This is a genomic window from Dietzia sp. NPDC055340 (genome assembly GCF_053645335.1).
The window spans coordinates 17,049-33,641 of the sequence record NZ_JBSHML010000014.1; the positions used below are offsets into that span (position 1 = coordinate 17,049).

At 70.8% G+C, this 16,593-nt stretch carries 15 protein-coding genes; 12 read left to right on the forward strand and 3 right to left on the reverse strand.

The genetic code is table 11. The annotated features are described in order from the left end of the window. The first annotated feature begins 60 nt into the window (after positions 1–60). The 12 genes from ACWIFB_RS11545 (at position 61) to ACWIFB_RS11600 (ending at position 12,997) form a co-directional block, all read left to right on the forward strand. Positions 61–1,800 carry a DAK2 domain-containing protein gene (locus tag ACWIFB_RS11545; RefSeq protein WP_452100987.1) on the forward strand — a complete coding sequence of 580 codons (1,740 nt, stop codon included), beginning with the start codon at positions 61–63 and terminating at the stop codon, positions 1,798–1,800. Further along, positions 1,797–4,049 carry an ATP-dependent DNA helicase RecG gene (gene recG, locus ACWIFB_RS11550; protein WP_452100988.1) on the forward strand — a complete coding sequence of 751 codons (2,253 nt, stop codon included), beginning with the start codon at positions 1,797–1,799 and terminating at the stop codon, positions 4,047–4,049. The genes ACWIFB_RS11545 and recG overlap by 4 nt, the downstream gene beginning before the upstream one ends. Before the next feature lie 68 nt (positions 4,050–4,117). Further along, positions 4,118–4,708: a 16S rRNA (guanine(966)-N(2))-methyltransferase RsmD gene (rsmD, locus tag ACWIFB_RS11555; protein ID WP_452100989.1), complete on the forward strand. Its 591-nt coding sequence runs from the start codon at positions 4,118–4,120 to the stop codon at positions 4,706–4,708. Continuing rightward, positions 4,705–5,178, forward strand: coding sequence for a pantetheine-phosphate adenylyltransferase (gene coaD / locus ACWIFB_RS11560; protein ID WP_452100990.1), 474 nt, complete (start codon positions 4,705–4,707; stop codon positions 5,176–5,178). The genes rsmD and coaD overlap by 4 nt, the downstream gene beginning before the upstream one ends. Positions 5,179–5,277: 99 nt before the next feature. Then, on the forward strand, positions 5,278–6,069 hold the full coding sequence (locus tag ACWIFB_RS11565) for a DivIVA domain-containing protein (RefSeq protein ID WP_452100991.1): 792 nt from the start codon (positions 5,278–5,280) through the stop codon (positions 6,067–6,069). A gap of 24 nt (positions 6,070–6,093) precedes the next feature. Next, a complete protein-coding gene (locus ACWIFB_RS11570; protein WP_454058321.1) occupies positions 6,094–6,675 on the forward strand; it encodes a YceD family protein in 582 nt (193 codons plus the stop codon). Next, the gene (rnc, locus tag ACWIFB_RS11575; protein WP_452100993.1) at positions 6,672–7,370 is read left to right on the forward strand and encodes a ribonuclease III; all 699 of its coding nucleotides are present in this window, start codon (positions 6,672–6,674) and stop codon (positions 7,368–7,370) included. The genes ACWIFB_RS11570 and rnc overlap by 4 nt, the downstream gene beginning before the upstream one ends. A 4-nt stretch (positions 7,371–7,374) precedes the next feature. After that, entirely contained in the window at positions 7,375–8,316 is a 942-nt protein-coding gene (gene mutM / locus ACWIFB_RS11580; protein WP_452100994.1) for a bifunctional DNA-formamidopyrimidine glycosylase/DNA-(apurinic or apyrimidinic site) lyase, read from the forward strand. Positions 8,317–8,321: 5 nt separating this feature from the next. Further along, positions 8,322–8,789, forward strand: a complete 468-nt coding sequence (locus ACWIFB_RS11585) for an OsmC family protein (protein ID WP_452100995.1) — start codon at positions 8,322–8,324, stop codon at positions 8,787–8,789. Further along, a complete protein-coding gene (locus ACWIFB_RS11590; protein ID WP_452100996.1) occupies positions 8,786–9,076 on the forward strand; it encodes an acylphosphatase in 291 nt (96 codons plus the stop codon). Before ACWIFB_RS11585 ends, ACWIFB_RS11590 begins: the two co-directional genes overlap by 4 nt. Before the next feature lie 16 nt (positions 9,077–9,092). Further along, positions 9,093–12,659: a chromosome segregation protein SMC gene (smc, locus tag ACWIFB_RS11595; protein WP_454058322.1), complete on the forward strand. Its 3,567-nt coding sequence runs from the start codon at positions 9,093–9,095 to the stop codon at positions 12,657–12,659. Between the two features lie 20 nt (positions 12,660–12,679). Further along, positions 12,680–12,997, forward strand: a complete 318-nt coding sequence (locus ACWIFB_RS11600) for a helix-turn-helix domain-containing protein (protein WP_230928750.1) — start codon at positions 12,680–12,682, stop codon at positions 12,995–12,997. A 4-nt stretch (positions 12,998–13,001) separates the two neighbouring features. Here the strand turns inward: ACWIFB_RS11600 and ACWIFB_RS11605 are convergent, their stop codons facing one another. From ACWIFB_RS11605 to ACWIFB_RS11615, 3 genes are read right to left on the reverse strand one after another with little or no spacing between them, the layout of a single operon-like run. After that, entirely contained in the window at positions 13,002–13,745 is a 744-nt protein-coding gene (locus ACWIFB_RS11605) for a succinate dehydrogenase/fumarate reductase iron-sulfur subunit (RefSeq protein ID WP_452099052.1), read from the reverse strand. A gap of 52 nt (positions 13,746–13,797) precedes the next feature. Continuing rightward, on the reverse strand, positions 13,798–15,774 hold the full coding sequence (locus tag ACWIFB_RS11610) for a fumarate reductase/succinate dehydrogenase flavoprotein subunit (protein ID WP_452099051.1): 1,977 nt from the start codon (positions 15,772–15,774) through the stop codon (positions 13,798–13,800). Continuing rightward, on the reverse strand, positions 15,771–16,427 hold the full coding sequence (locus tag ACWIFB_RS11615; RefSeq protein ID WP_454058323.1) for a succinate dehydrogenase cytochrome b subunit: 657 nt from the start codon (positions 16,425–16,427) through the stop codon (positions 15,771–15,773). The genes ACWIFB_RS11610 and ACWIFB_RS11615 overlap by 4 nt, the downstream gene beginning before the upstream one ends. Positions 16,428–16,593: the final 166 nt, after the last annotated feature.

Here is a 16,593-nt window from a genome sequence, read left to right on the forward strand (position 1 = left end):
TGTCCGCGCCACCCGTACACATCCGGGTGGTAGGGGTGCCAGGGGCGACGAGGAGGGGCGATGACGCAGGAGAGCACGCGCGTCGAGGACCGTCCCAAGACGCTCGACGCGCAGGGGGTGCTCACGTGGGCCCGGCGCTGCGTCGAGCAGCTTGCCGAGCATCGCGAGGAGATCAATGCCCTCAACGTCTTCCCCGTGCCGGACTCCGATACCGGGACCAACCTCCTCTACACGATGAGAGCCGCTCTGGACCGGGCGGAGGGCGAGGACGCATGGATCGCCGAGGGCGGCGGCACCGCCGGCGCCCGGGAGGTCGCGGTCGCGCTGGGCCGGGGGGCGGTTCACGGCGCGCGGGGCAACTCCGGGGTGATCCTGTCCCAGGTCCTGCGCGCGGTCGGTGAGGCCGCGACGTTCACCGTCGTCGATGCGGCCACCTACCGGCGCGCCCTGCGTACCGCCGTGACTCTCGTCGACAACGCGCTGAGCGACCCGGTCGAGGGAACCATCGTCACCGTCCTGCGCGAGGCCGCCGCCGGTGCCGGCCGCTCCACCGCCACGTCGCTCGTCGAGGTCGCCCGCGCCGCGGCGGACTCCGCGGCGGACGCCCTGTCGCGGACGACCTCCCAGTTGTCGGTTCTGCGCAATGCCGGGGTCGTGGACGCCGGCGGCCGGGGACTGCTGATCCTGCTGGACACCATGGTCGGTGTTCTGACCGGAGAGACCCCCGACCGGCCTGACTACGGCGTCCCATCAGATCCGGGCGAGTGCGCAGCCGGGGCCGGCGCAGAGAATTCTGACAGGGGCGATGCGGGCGGGCCTGCTGGGCAGGCATCGGCGCAGACGCGCTACGAGGTCATGTACTCACTGACGCACTCCGACGATGCCCGTGCCGATGAGCTCAGGTCGGCTCTCCGGACGCTCGGTGACAGCGTCGTGGTGGTGGGCGACGGAGGTGCGGGCGACCATGCCCGCTGGGCGGTTCACGTGCACACGGACGACATCGGCCCGGCGATCGAGTCCGCACTGTCCCTGGGCCGGGTCGTGGAGATCAGGGTGACCGACATGCTTGACCCCCTGGGCCAGGGCCGTGCCACCGACGACGCCGCGGGCACGGGGGCCTCGCCGGCTGCGGCGCGGCCCACCGGCACCCCGACCCGGACTGTCGCCGCGGTCGTACGGCCAGGCTCGCTGGCGGAGTTGTTCACCGACGCCGGGGCGGCGGCAATCGACCCCGGCGACAGTGGTGAGGGGGTGATCGACGCGGTTCTGGCACTGGAGGCCGACGAGTGCGTGGTCCTGCCCAACGGCGAGCTGTCCCGAGCGCAGATCGGCTCCCTCGATGAGGCGCTGCGCGACATGGGCCGGCACGCACTGATCCTCCCGACCGCCTCGGTGGTCCAGGGGCTCGCGGCGTTGGCGGTTCACGACGCGTCCTCGACCCTCTCGCTGGACGGTTTCGGTATGGCCGACGCGGCGGCGGCGACCCGCCACGCGCACCTGGTCAGGGCCGAGCAGGATGCGCTGACCCTGGTGGGGCGGTGTGCGGCCGGGGATCTGCTGGGCGTGATCGGCCACGACGTGGCGCTGATCGACAGCGATCCGGTCGGGACGGTGTGCTCCATCGTCGACCGGATGCTCACGGCAGGGGGCGAGCTGGTCACCCTCCTGCTGGGTGATGAGTACGACGAGCCCTCGACCGAGAACGTCCTGACGCGGCTGCGAACCGACCATCCGGATGTCGAGGTGGTGGCCTACAGCGCGGGCCCCGGCAGGATCTTGGCGCGTGTCGGGGTCGAATGACGACCTTCGCCACCACTGAGACCCCGCTCGCCGAGATCCTCGACGCCGACCTCGCCCGGCGGATCGGCACGGCGTTCGGGCACCGCACGGTCGGGGACCTGCTCCACACCCTTCCCCGGCGGTTCCGCCGGCAGGGGCAGCGCGTCGACAGGAAATCCCTCGTCGAGGGCGAGCGCGTAACCGTGATCGGCACGGTAGAGCGACTGTCGTCCTCGACCTACACGTCCAAGAAGGGGTCCAAGCAGCGTCAGCGGGTGACCCTCGTGGTCACCGACGGGGGCATCGAGTTTGAGGTGGTCTTCTTCGCCGGGTGGGGAATCAAGAACATCCTCCCGGTCGGCACCGAGGCGATGTTCGACGGCACTCTCTCCACATTCCGCGGCAAACTGAACCTCAAGCACCCCGAGTTCCTCATCCTCGCCACCGCCGCGGGCGGGTCCGGTGAGCTCAAGGGCTCGGGCAACCTGGCCGCTCTGGCCGAGCTGTCGGCGAAGGTGCAGGCCGAGGGGGGTGAGAGCCTGTTCGGCCGCAGGTTCCTTCCGGTCTACGCGTCCAGGGAGGGGGTGACCTCCTGGGAGGTGTTCGGCGCCGTGGTCACGGCTCTACGGGCGTTGATCCCGGTGGTCGACCCACTCGATCAGTCGGTGATCGACGCCGTGAATCTCATGAACCTGGACGACGCACTGCACAAGGCCCACATGCCGTCGAGCCAGGAGGAGATGGACGCCGCTGGGTACCGCCTGCGCTTCGACGAGGCGCTGGCGCTCCAGTTGTTGCTCGGCGCCCGGCGGCGCTTCTTCTCCCGTGATCCGGCCCCGCCCAGCCCGGTCCGCGCGGACGGGCTCCGCGCCGCGATGTGGTCCCGGCTGCCGTTCGCGCTCACCGCGGGGCAGCAGTCGGTGCTGGAGGACATCTCGGTGGACCTGACCCGCGACCAGCCGATGAACAGGCTGCTGCAGGGTGAGGTCGGCTCGGGTAAGACCGTGGTGGCGCTGCTCGCGATGTTGCAGGTCCTCGATGCGGGCCGCCAGTGCGTGATGCTGGCGCCCACGGAGGTACTGGCCGTACAACATCACCGATCCCTGACCGCGATGCTCGGCGACCTCGGGGAGGGCGGTCGGCTCGGTGCGGCGGACGGCGCCACCCGGGTGGTACTGCTGACCGGGTCGATGTCGACCACCGCGCGGCGGCAGGCGTTGTTGGACATCGTGACGGGTGAGGCCGGGATCATCGTCGGAACGCATGCGTTGATCCAGGATTCGGTCGACTTCTTCGATCTGGGGCTGGTCGTGGTGGACGAGCAGCACCGATTCGGCGTCCGGCAGCGGGACCGACTTCGAACCAAGGGGCGGGACGGCATGGTGCCGCACCTGTTGGTGATGACGGCCACGCCGATCCCGCGCACCATCGCGATGACGGTGTTCGGGGACCTCGAGGTGTCGGAACTGGGGGAGCTGCCGGGCGGCCGCCGCCCCATCTCCACGTCGGTGGTGCCGGCGCGGGAGAAGCCCCGGTGGTTGGAGCGGACGTGGGAGAGGGTCCGCGAGGAGGTGGCCGCCGGACATCGCGCCTATGTGGTGTGTGCACGGATCGACGGCGACGACGACAAGCCCGACGCCAAGGACGACGGGAGCATCCCGTTGACCGCGGCCGTGGACCTGCACCACAGCCTGTCGACCGGGCCGCTCGCCGGCCTGCGGGTCGGTCTCATGCACGGCCGACTGTCGCCGGAGGAGAAGGACACGGCGATGACGGCGTTCGCCGCCGGCCGGCTCGACGTACTCGTGTCCACGACGGTGATCGAGGTCGGCGTGGACGTCCCCGAGGCCACGGTCATCGTGGTCATGGACGCCGAACGCTTCGGCGTGAGCCAGCTGCACCAGCTCCGCGGCCGGGTGGGCCGGGGTGGCCTGTCAGGGCTGTGCCTCCTGGTCACCAACTCGCGATTCGACAGCCGGGCGATGGACAGGCTCAACGCCGTGGCCTCGACCACCGACGGGTTCGTGTTGGCCCAGCTCGATCTCACCCAACGCCGGGAGGGCGACGTACTCGGCGATGCGCAGTCGGGTGCCCTGTCGGCGCTGCGGATCCTCTCGGTGGTCGAGGACGGTGCGGTCATCGGGATCGCCCGCCAGTACGCCGAGCAGATCCTGGATTCCGACCCGGGCCTGCACGCGCATCCGGCGCTCGCCGAGAGGGTCTTCCGGCTGGTCGGGTCCGAGGAGTCCGCCTATCTGGAGCGATACTGAGCACACCCCCCGCGGTATTCGCCTGACCCGCCAGCACATGACCCGCCACCCGAACGAGCAGGACTGACATGACCCGCATCATCTCCGGCCGACTCCGAGCACTCTCGATCGTCGTCCCGCCGGCCGGCACCCGGCCCACCACCGATCGGGTCCGCGAGGCGTTGTTCAGCGCGATCGACAGTCGGGTCGACCTCGCCGGGGCGTCGGTGCTCGACCTGTTCGCCGGCTCCGGCGCGCTCGGACTCGAAGCACTCTCCCGTGGCGCCGACGCGGGATGGTTCGTCGAGGAGAACCCCCGTGCCGTCGCCTGCCTCAAGAAGAACGTCGCCGGGGCGTCGGCGTTGTCGTCGTCGTCCATCACGGCGACCATCAGACGTGCATCCCTTCCCGGCGCCCTCCGTGGCCCGTGCCCCGTCCCCGGAGGGTTCGACCTGGTCCTCGCGGACCCGCCGTACGAGCGCTCCGGCGTGCTCGACGAGCCGATCCTCCTCGCGCTGCGGGACGGCGGTTGGCTCGCCCCCGACGCACTGGTGGTGTGGGAGCGGTCCAGGCGCGACCCGGCGGTGCGGTGGCCCGAGGGGTACGCGCGAGAGTTCGAGCGCACCTACGGTGAGACCGCCGTCGAGATGGCGCGACCGGTTGATACGGTCAGGCGATGACCACAGTCGTGTGCCCAGGCTCGTTCGATCCGGTGACCCTCGGGCACCTCGACATCATCCGCCGCGCCGCGGCGCTGTTCGACGACGTGATCGTGTGCGTGGTGGCCAACCCCAACAAGCAGGGCACCTTCACCATCTCCGAGCGCAAGGCGCTCATCGAGGAGGTCTGCGCCGACATCCCCGGTGTGCGGGTCGACAGCTTCTACGGCCTGCTCGTGGACTACTGCCGCGACCAGGGCGCCACCGCCGTGATCAAGGGGCTGCGGGACTCCACGGACTACGACTACGAGCTGCCGATGGCGCACATGAACCGGTCGATCGCCGAGATCGACACCGTCTTCCTGCCCACCCGCGCCGACCTGTCGTTCGTCTCGTCCTCGCTGTGTCGGGAGGTCACCCGACTCGGTGGCGACGTGTCCCACCTGCTGCCAGGGCCCGTCGCTACGGCGCTCAGGGAGCGTCTGGTCTGAACGCCGGAGAGTAGGACACACCGCCGCCGCACCGGCCACGGCGCGTGTGTTGCGGGCACACTGGTGTGGCAAGAGTGACGAACCGGTGAAGGGACGAGCGTGTACCGAGTGTTCCAGGCCCTCGACGAGCTGAACGCGATGATCGAGGACGCCCGCAGTCTGCCCATGACCGCGAACTGTGTGGTCCCGCGGCACGAGTCCCTGTTGTTGCTCGACGACATCCGCGATTCCTTCCCCGGCGAACTCGACGATGCGCAGGACGTTCTGGACCAGCGCGATCGCGTGCTGGCGGAGGCCGATGACACGGCGCACCAGACCGTCGCGGCGGCGGATGCCGAAGCGGACCGGACCCTACGGAACGCGCGCGAGGACGCCGACGCGATGCTCGCCGACGCCAAGGCCCGCGCCGACCGCATGGTCGCCGAGGCCACCACGCACGCCGACGAACTGGTGGGCGACGCCCGCGCCGAGGCGGGCGAGCTGCTCGAGCGATCGCGCCGCGACGCCGAGTCCACCACCGTTCGCGCCCGCGCCGAGGCCGAGCGCCTCACCGAACAGGCCAACATCCTCTACGACCGCACCATCACCGAGGCGCGGCAGGAGCAGCAGCGCATGCTGTCCGAGTCCGAGGTCGTCCGCATCGCCGACGAGGAGGCCTCACGGGTGCGCGACGCCGCACATGCGGAGAGCGATCGCCGTCGCGAGGAGTGCGACGCCTACATCGACGACAAGATGGCGCGGTTCGAGGAGTTCCTCGGAACCACCATCCGTACCGTCGCCCGCGGCCGCGAGGAGCTCCACGGCGTAGCCCCGTCGGGCCGCCGTGAGCCGGGCGGGCGTCGCGCCGGGCGTGACGATGCGCGCCACGGCGACGGGTACGGAGACTACTGACTCGAGGCGGGTAGTCTGCTGGTCGTGTCCACCACCTCCAGGTCCCATCGTTCCGCGCCCGGCCCCCTCGTCCTCGATACGCGCAGTATCAGCAGGACACCCGGCGCGATGACGCCGATCCAGCGGGTCGCCGTGGCGCCGTCCACGATCGGGGTCGAGATGATCGCAATCCCCGAGGGGGCCGAACTCGATCTCGACCTGATGCTGACATTCGTCGACGAGGGCGTCCTCGTCACCGGTTCGGTCAGCGGACAGGCGACGATCGAATGCGCGCGGTGCCTCGGCGAATTCCACGCCGAGGTCGCGGTGGACCTCACCGAGATGTACGCGCTGGAGAACAAGGCCGCGGCCGAAGGCGCCGAGCAGGACGAGGTTCGGCTGCTCGATGGTGATCTGCTGGACCTGGAGCCGGCGCTGGTCGACGCGTTCGGTCTGGAGTTCCCGCTGTCGCCGACGTGCACGGACTACGGTCACGCCGAGTGCATCAACGCCGACACCCCGCGCCCCGACGGGGTCTCCGGGGAGACCGAGGGGCGGATCGACCCCCGCTGGGCGGGGCTGGCCGAGAAGTTCGGCACCACCGGCACGGACGAGGGCCGCGCGTGACGGATCGGCCCGGCTCACTGGGTACGGCCCTGGGTGTCGAGCTTCCCGCCGAACTGGCCACCCAGGCGGTCACTCACCGCTCGTTCGCGTACGAGAACGGGGGAGTGCCCCACAACGAGCGGCTCGAGTTCCTCGGTGACGCGGTCCTCGAGTTGGTCGTGACGGAGTACCTCTACAGCGCCTACCCGGATCGTCCGGAGGGAGACCTGGCCAAGATCCGGGCGAGCCTGGTCAACACCTACGTGCTGGCCGACATCGCTCGCGAACTCGGTCCCGGCGGGTTGGGCGCGCACCTGCGACTCGGCCGCGGCGAGGAGCTCACGGGAGGCCGGGACAAGCATTCGATCCTCGCCGACACGTTGGAGGCGGTGTTCGGGGCGGTGTATCTCACGCACGGTCTCGAGCCGGCGCGGGCACTGATCGAGCGGATCATCGGCGAACGGTTGCAGGTCGTACCCACGCTGGGCGCCGCCCTCGACTGGAAGACCAGCCTGCAGGAGAAGTGCGCGTCATCGGGCCGCCCCAAGGCCCACTACGACATCACCTCGACCGGCCCGGATCACGACAAGACCTTCACCGCGGTGGTGTTCGTGGGGCAGGAGCGACTGGGGCAGGGCCTCGGGCGCACGAAAAAGGAAGCCGAGCAGAAGGCCGCCGAGCAGGCCTGGGCCGTTCTGGACGGGAAGTCGGGCTGACGAGATGCCCGAGTTGCCCGAGGTGGAAGTCGTCCGGCGCGGTCTCGAGGACCATGTCGTGGGCCGGCGGATGGTCGGCGTCGACGTGACCGGCGTCCGCACCGCGCGCCGCCAGCCCGGCGGGGGCGCGGAGATCGAGGACCGACTGACCGGTCGGACGGTCACCGGGGCCCGGCGGCGCGGCAAGTACCTGTGGTTGACCCTCGATGACGACGACGCCGTCGGTGCCGACTGTCTGCTGGTTCATCTGGGGATGAGCGGACAGATGCTGGTGACGGATGAGGGCGTGGCGCCCGTGCGACACATGCACGCCCGGGCGTTCCTCGACGACGGCCGGGAGCTGCGTTTCGTCGACCAGCGCACCTTCGGTGGATGGACGGTCGTGCCGTTGACCGACGCTCTCGACGGCACCGGCGTGCTCCTGCCGGCGCCGGCGGCCCACATCGCCGCGGACCCGTTCGAGGAGGGGTTCGACCCCCTCGCCACCGCCCGGTCGATCCGGCGTCGGGACACCGAGATCAAGCGGCTCCTGCTGGACCAGACCGTCGTATCCGGGATCGGCAACATCTACGCCGACGAAGCGCTGTGGCGATCCGGGATCCACGGTCGCCGCCGCACCGGCGCACTCACGCTCCGTTCGGTCACCCAGACCCTGGAGCACGCCCGGGACGTGATGTCCGATGCCCTGGTCGCGGGCGGCACCTCCTTCGACGCGCTGTACGTCAACGTCAACGGCGCCTCCGGGTACTTCGACCGCTCCCTGGACGCCTACGGTCGCACCGGCCTGCCGTGTGCCCGCTGCGGCACCGCGGTGGTGCGGGAGGATTTCATGAACCGCGGCTCGCACTTCTGTCCCGTCTGCCAGCCCGCGCCGCGCCGGAGTGCGGTCGCACGGCGGGTGACAACACGCCGAGCCGGGAGCCGAAGCGGACCGATCGTACGATGAATGTCATGTCCGAGAGCACTCCGCAGAGTCCCGCCCCCCAGACCGCGCCCACCAGCACCGAGCTTCGGGTGGAGCGGACCGGCACGCGCCGATACGTGGGTCTGTCGTCGCGCGGCGCACGGGTCGAGATCGGCTCGGCGGACGTGGAGGGGGTGTTCACCCCGGGCGAACTGCTCAAGATCGCGCTCGGCGCCTGCACCGCGATGGCCTCGGACTTCACCGTGTCCCGTCGGCTGGGTGAGGATTACGACGCGACCGTTCACATCTCCGGCGATGCCGATCGTGAGAGCGAGCGTTACCCGCGGCTCGAGGAGCTCTACGAGCTCGACATGTCCGAGATCAACGCGGCCACGGCCGAGCGGCTGGTCGCCATGATCCGTCGCTCCGTCGACAAAGCCTGCACGGTAGGCCGAACCCTGCAGACGGGGACCGAGATCGCGCTGGAGATCGAGACCGGGATCGATCCGCGGTGAGTGAGCAGGCAACCGGTCACGTGCGGTTGGTCGCGTGGGTGCACGGCCGGGTCCAGGGCGTGGGGTTCCGCTGGTGGACACGCAGTCGTGCCCTCGAGCTCGGACTCGCCGGGTACGCCACCAACAAGTCGGACGGCCGCGTGCACGTGGTGGCGGAGGGGCCCGAGCAATCCTGCCTGGAGTTGCTCGACAAGCTTCGGGGAGACGGCACGCCGGGGACCGTCGAGCTCGTCGTGGACTCGTGGGAGGCGGCGCGGGGCGGGCTCACGGGATTCGTCGAGCGCTGACCTAGGATCAGCTCCCGTGTACCTCAAGTCGCTGACGCTCAAGGGCTTCAAGTCCTTTGCGGCGCCCACGACCCTGAGGTTCGAACCCGGCATCTGCTGCGTGGTGGGCCCGAACGGCTCCGGTAAGTCCAACGTCGTGGATGCGCTCACCTGGGTCATGGGCGAACACAGTGCCAAGACACTGCGTGGCGGCAAGATGCAGGACGTCATCTTCGCCGGCACCTCGGGCAAGCAGCCCCTCGGTCGCGCCGAGGTCACACTCACCCTGGACAATTCGGACGGCGCGCTGCCGATCGACTACGCGGAGGTCTCACTCACTCGCCGCATGTTCCGCGACGGCGCCGCCGAGTACGAGATCAACGGCGACCGCGCCCGCCTCATGGACGTGCAGGAGCTGCTCTCGGATTCCGGTATCGGCCGCGAGATGCACGTGATCGTGGGGCAGGGGAAGCTCTCCGAGATCCTCGAGTCCAAGCCGGAGGAGCGCAGGGCGTTCATCGAGGAGGCCGCGGGCATCCTCAAGCACCGTCGCCGCAAGGAGAAGGCCCAGCGCAAGCTCGCCGGGATGCAGGGGAACCTGGACCGCCTCAGCGACCTGACCACCGAACTGCGCCGTCAGCTCAAGCCGCTGGGCCGCCAGGCCGAAGTGGCCAGGCGGGCACAGACCATCCAGGCCGACCTGCGCGACGCGACCTTCCGACTGGCCGCCGACGATCTCGTCACGCGTCGCCGCGAACTCGCGGACGCCGAAAGCGTGCGCGGCCGCCTGGAGGAGCGCGTCGCCGAGGCTGTCGATCGTCGCGACGGACTCGCCCGTGAGGTCGCGGCGACCCAGTCCGAGCTGGACCGGCTCACCCCGGATGCGGAGGCGGCACAGCAGCGCTGGTTCGCCCTGTCGACGCTCGCCGAGCGTGCCCGGGCCACCGCCCGCATCGCCTCCGACCGGGCCCGCTCGCTCGCCGCCGAGGTGGCCGTTCATCACGGCACGGATCCGGACGAGCTCGACCGCCAGGCGGACCGCGCCGAGGCCCACGAGAAGGAGCTCGCCGAGGACGTCGAACGGGCGGCCGAACGCGCACGTCACGCCACGGACGCTCTGTCCGCGGCCGAGTCGGCGTCGGCCGCACTGGAAGCCGAGCACCTCAAGGCGGTCAGGGCGATCGCCGATCGTCGTGAAGGCGTGGCACGACTGGCGGGCAAGGTCGAGACCCTGGCGGCGCGGGTGGAGTCCACCGAGGCGGAGATCGCGCGGGTGGACGCCGAGACGGTGGCCGCCCGCGAAGCGGTGGCCGATACGGAGGCCGAGTTCGACACCGTCCACGCGCGCGTCGGCGTCCACGGTGAGGGTGAACAGACCCTCGACGAGCACCTCGGCCGCGCCGAGCGGGCCCACCTGTCCGCGCGCGCCCGGCTCGCGGAGCTACGGGGGATCGAGCGCGAGGCGGACCAGAGGATCGCCCGGCTGGCGGCCCGCATCGAGACTCTCGAGCAGAACAAGGGCGCCGGCGACGGCGCCGAGTGGGTGGTGCGCCGCCTGGGCACCGACGCGGTCGCCGGGACGGTGGGCGAGATGCTCGGCGTCCGCGACGGATGGGAGCGCGCGATCGGTGTGGCTCTGGGCCCGGCCGGCGACGCCGTGGTGGTGGATCAGACCGTTGACCGTAGCGAAGTCCTGGCAGCGTTGCGCGACGCGGACGCCGGTCGGGCAGGTCTGCTCGGACGGGGCGCGCCGGGAGGCGATTACCGCCTCGAGGTGGAGCTGGTCGACGGGGCGCGCTGGGCGCTGGACGTGGTGGACGTCCCCGACGGCCTGACCGCGTCCGTCACGGCTCTGCTGGTCGACGTCGTGCTCGTCGATGACCTGGCCGTCGCCTCCGCGCAGGTCGACGCCGACCGGCGCGTCCGGGCCGTCACCCGGGCCGGCGAACTCGCGGGATCCGGATGGGCGGTGGGTGGTTCCGCGTCGGGGCGGACCGGACTCGAGATCCAGTCGGCGATCGATGCGGCGGTCGCCGAGCGGGACACCGTCCGCGCGGAGATCGAGACCGCTCGCGCCGAGCTCGCCGGAGCCGAGGCAGAGGATGCGGACCGCGCCGACCGGTTCGCGGAGACGATGGCCGCGATCACCGAATCCGACGCGGCGATCGAGGAGATCTACGCGGAACTCGCCCGGATCGGACAGCGACGCCGCCGCGCAGAAGCCGAAGTCCGGCGCCTGGAGCAGACGCGGCGGATCGCCGTCGACAAACTCGACGCCGCCCGCGCGGAGCACACCGAACTCACCGATCGACTCGCGCGGGCGGGGGAGGACCACGACGAGGACCAGATGCCCGCCGATGACGGTCGACTCGCCGCGCAGGCGGCGGTCTCCACCGCGCGGGCTGCGGAGATCGAGGCCCGGCTCGCGCATCGGTCGGCCGAGGAGCGAGCCACCGGCGTGCGCGGCAAATCGGCTTCACTGCGCCGTGCCGCCCAGGCCGAGCGGGAATCGCGCGCCCGGGCCGCCCGCGCCGCGGCAGCCAGACGCAGGGGCGCGGAGGTCGCCGGGGTCGTCGACGAACTCAGCGAGCGACTGCTGGCCAGACTCGACGAGGTCATCAGCACCGCCGGAGCGGAACGCGACCGGCTGGCGGCCGCCCGTACGGCGGCGACCACGGGACTGTCGACGCTCCGCAGCGAGCTGGCCGCGGCCGAATCCGAGGTCGGTCGGCTGGGGGACGCCGCACACCGGGACGAGGTCGTCCGGGCGCAACTCGAGGTCAAGGTCTCGGAACTGGAGTCATCGGTACTGGAGCGCCACGGCATCGAACCCGAGGCGCTGGTGACCGACTACGGGCCGGATATCGAACTGCCCCCGTCGGCCCTGGAGATGGAGGAGTACGAGGCGGCCCGCGAGCGGGGCGAGGACGTGACCCCACCGCCCCCGATGCCGTTCGTCCGTGCCGAGCAGGAACGCCGACTCAAGCGCGCGGAGAAGGATCTGGCCACGCTGGGTAAGGTCAACCCGCTGGCGTTGGAGGAATTCGCGGCCCTGGAGGAGCGGTACGCGTTCCTGTCCACCCAGCTCGACGACGTCAAGAAGGCCCGCTCGGACCTCGAGGGTGTGATCGACGACGTCGACGAGCGCATCGAGCAGATCTTCACCGAGGCGTGGATCGATGTCGAGCGGGAGTTCCGTGACGTGTTCTCGGTGCTGTTCCCCGGCGGCGAGGGCCGCCTGATCCTGACCGAGCCCGAGGACATGCTGGCCACGGGCATCGAGGTCGAGGCCCGGCCGCCGGGCAAGAAGATCAAGCGACTGTCCCTGCTGTCCGGTGGCGAGAAGTCGCTCACCGCGGTGGCGATGCTCGTGGCGATCTTCAGGGCGCGCCCGAGTCCGTTCTACGTGATGGACGAGGTCGAGGCCGCGCTCGACGACACCAACCTACGGCGTCTGATCGGGCTGTTCGAGCAGCTCCGCGAGACCAGCCAGCTCATCGTGATCACCCACCAGAAGCCCACCATGGACGTCGCCGACGTCCTCTACGGCGTGTCCATGCAGGGCGACGGCATCTCCAAGGTCATCTCGCAGCGGATGCGCTGAACCACTGGCAGGCTGGTGTCATGACTGATCACGAGTTCTACATGGACGCCGCACTGGCGCGGGCCGCGCGGATTCTCTGTCAGGTCTCCACCAAGGTGGTCGCACTGCGGTCGGGGATCGATCCACAGCTTCTCAAGGACTACGAACGCGGGGTCGTCGACCTCAGCGATGCCGAGGTCCAGGCGCTCACCGACGCGCTGTCGCACTTCGGGGCCCGCTTCATCGCCGAGGACGACGGCGGGGGCGTGGGGGTGCGGCGGAAGTTCACGAGGACCAAGGTCCGGATGATCGAGCGCTGGGAGGGCGAGGGCGGCCCCGTCGGAGAGGACGACGTATAGCCGCTCACCGGCGGCGGAACACCGAGCGCAGGCGCTCACGGTTGACGGCCCCGATCGCGCGTAACGGGATCCCGGCGGGGCACACCCTCGAACACTCGCCGTAGAGCGAGCAGGGACCAAATTCGCGGTCCGCCTCCCGGACCATCTCCCGGGCCCGCGGGGCGCGGTCGAGCGCGGACACCGGCATGAGCGCCAGGTGCCCGAGCTTGGCACCGACGAACAAGTTCGCCGACCCGTTGGGGCACGCCGCGACGCAGGCGCCGCAGCCGATGCAGGCCGCGAAGTCCAGGGCGGTGTTGGCCGTGTCGTGGTCCTGCAACGTGCTGTCGGCGTCGGGCGCGGCCCCCGCGGGAATGCGCACGTACGCACCGGCCTCGATCACGCCGTCGAGAGCGGAGCGGTCCACCACCAGGTCCCGCACCACCGGGAAGGCGGCCGCACGCAGTGGTTCGATGCGCAGGGTGTCTCCGTCGGAGTACGCGGTGAGCCGCTGGTGGCACGACGGGGTGTTCGCCGCGGGACCGTGGGGGCGACCGTCGACCGTCACCCCGCACGCGCCGCAGATCCCCTCGCGGCAGTCGGAGTCGAACGCCACGGGCTCCCGACCGGAGTCCACCAACCGTTCATTGAGCACGTCGAGCAGTTCCAGCACGCTCATCTCCGGCCGGGCGCCGGACACGTCGTGATGCTCGTACCGTCCCGTGTCCTCCGGCCCGTCCTGGCGCCAGATGCGCAGTGTCAGATCCATGGTGTCCGCCTCCCGGTCTGAGACCGCATCGGTTGCCCCTCGTCGGTGGCTCTCATCGGTAGTCCCTCGTGGTCACACCGACCGTCTGGAATCCGAGAGGCTCGGCGTGCCGGGTGAAGGCGCGCGGGCCGCCCCGGTCGTCTCCCGTGGACTCCCACGCCGAGGCGAAGCACCACGACGCGTCGTCGCGCAGCGCCTCCCCGTCCGGTGTCTGGTGTTCGTCGCGGAAATGGGCGCCGCAGGATTCGTCCCGGTCCAGGGCGTCGACGCACATCAGCTCGGCCAGCTCCAGATAGTCGGCCACCCGGCCGGCCAGTTCGAGGACCTGGTTGAGGTGCTCTCCGGACCCGGTGACCCGGAGATCCGCCCAGAAACGGGCGCGCAGCTCACGGACACGGTCGATCGCCTCGGTGAGCCCCTCCGCGGTCCGCGTGACCCCGCACCCGGCGTAGAGGATCTGCCCGAGTTCGCGGTGGAAGTGGCCCGGCCCGGTCGTCCCGCCCACCGAGAGGAGGGCGTCCACACGCCGGCGGGCGCGGTTCACGGCGGACGCGACCACCTCGTCGTCGTCCGCCGGTAGTTCCCGTCCGAGACGGGTGGCCAGGTGCGCAGGTACCGAGAAGGGCAGGGTGAACCACCCGTCGACACTTGCGCTGAGCAGTGAGTTCGCGCCGAGCCGGTTGGCCCCGTGGTAGCCCCAGCCGCACTCTCCGCCCACGAACAGTCCGGGGACCGAGGTCTGGAGATCGTAGTTGCTCCACAGCCCACCCATCGTGAAGTGACAGGTCGGGGCGATCCGCATCGGGACCGTGTACGGGTCCTCGCCGGTGGCGTGGGTGTACATGTCGAACAGGTTGCCGTAGCGTTCGGCGATCACCTCGCGCCCCACGCGTACCAGCGCGTCCCGGAAGTCCAGGTTCACCGAGTTGCACCGGGGGCCGACGCCCCGGCCGGCCCGGATCTCGGTGGTGATCGCGCGCGAGGCCACGTCACGGGGCACCAGGTTGCCGAACGCGGGGTACCGGCGCTCGAGGAAGTAGTCCCGCTCGGCGTCGGGGATATCCCCCGGGGCCCGCGTGTCGTCGGCACGCAGCGGGACCCAGATCCGACCGTCGTTGCGCAACGACTCGCTCATGAGGATGGTCTTGGCCTGCCAGTCGGTGTCCTTGGGCAGGGCGGTGGGGTGGAACTGGACGAACGAGGGCGAGGCGAACAGAGCACCCCGCTGGTGGGCGCGCCACACGGCCGAGGCATTGGAGTGCACGGCGAGCGTGGAGTCGCGGAAGACGGTGCCGTACCCGCCCGTGGCCAGGACGACCGCGTGCGCGGTCTCGGCCCGGATCCGGCCGGTGACCAGGTCGCGCACCACAACCCCGTGGCAGCCGGAGTCGTCGACGACGAGGTCGAGCATCTCGTGGCGGGTGTGCAGTTCCACCGCGCCCGCCCCGACCTGCCGCAGTAGGGCCTGTGTCCCGGCGATCTGGAGCTGCTGCCCGGTCTGGCCCCGGGAGTAGTACGTGCGGGAGACCTGCACCCCGCCGAAGGAACGGGTGGCCAGGACGCCGCCGTACTCACGGGCGAACGGGGCGCCGATGGCGGAGAAGTGGTCGATCACCCGCACCGACTCCTCGCCCAGTCGGAACGCCTCGGCCTCCCGACCACGGAAGTCACCACCCTTGACGGTGTCGGTGACGAAGCGGGCGACCGAGTCGCCGTCCACCCGGCGGCCCCGGGCCGCATTGATGCCGCCCTGGGCGGCGACGGAGTGCGCGCGGCGCGGCGCGTCGTGGTAGGTGAACGCCGTGACCCGGTAGCCGAGTTCGGCGAGCGCGGCGGCCGCCCCCGCGCCCGCCAGCCCCGTACCCACCACGACCACGTGGAAGTGCCGGCGGTTCCCGGGGGCGACCAGGGGGTAGGCGTCGCGACGCCGCGCCCATGCCGTGGCGGGGTCGCCGTCCGGCACGCCGCTCAACAGTGCCCGGCCGAGCGAGACGCCCGGGATCGACACCGGAGGCGGCGTGAACGTCATGTCAGCCACCCCATCTGGACAGCCACGGGGATCGCGGCATTACCGAGAAGGACCGCCACGGCGGCGATCCCGCCGATGACCGCGATACCGGCACGGCTCCGGACCCCGGTCACGCCGAGATCGCCGGCCGCTGTGCGGACACCGTGCGCGATGTGCACGGCCAGCAGCAGCATCGTGATCCCGTAGAAGGTGGCCACCCACGGCCGCGCGAGGCTCCCCACGAGGTTGGCGTGGGCCGAGCCCGGGACGAAGGAGGACGGCGCGACCGGCGGGGTGCCGGTGGTCATGTCCAGGATGTGGAAGACGACGAACAGCAGCAGCACCACGCCGGTCACCAGCATCGACCGCGCCCCGAACGATCCTGCGGACAGCCGCCGCCGATGCGGGCCCGCCGACGACCGTGAGCGGCGAACCAACACCACGGAGCACCACAGGTGGGCGACCAGGCACAGCGCGAGCACCACGCGGAGTGCCCACAGGACGCCCTCGTGCGGGACGAGGGGCTCGAGCAACGAACGCAGCCACGCGGCGTAACCGTTGAACGTGGCCGCACCGCTGAACACCTTGAGATTGCCGACCATGTGCACCACGACGAAGGCGGTGAAGACCAGCCCGGTCACCGCCATGACGGCCTTGGCGACCCAGGTGGGCACGACCGGGGCGCGGCGGATAGGGGCTCTGCGTGCACGGGGAGGGGTCGGTGGACCGGCGTGCGGTGGGGCGTGGACATCGGTCACGGCACGAGCACCTCCTTCCGGTGACGAGCGTCAGTCTAGGGCCGCTCCGGACCCCCGGGATCGAGATGACGAAGGGGGCGTT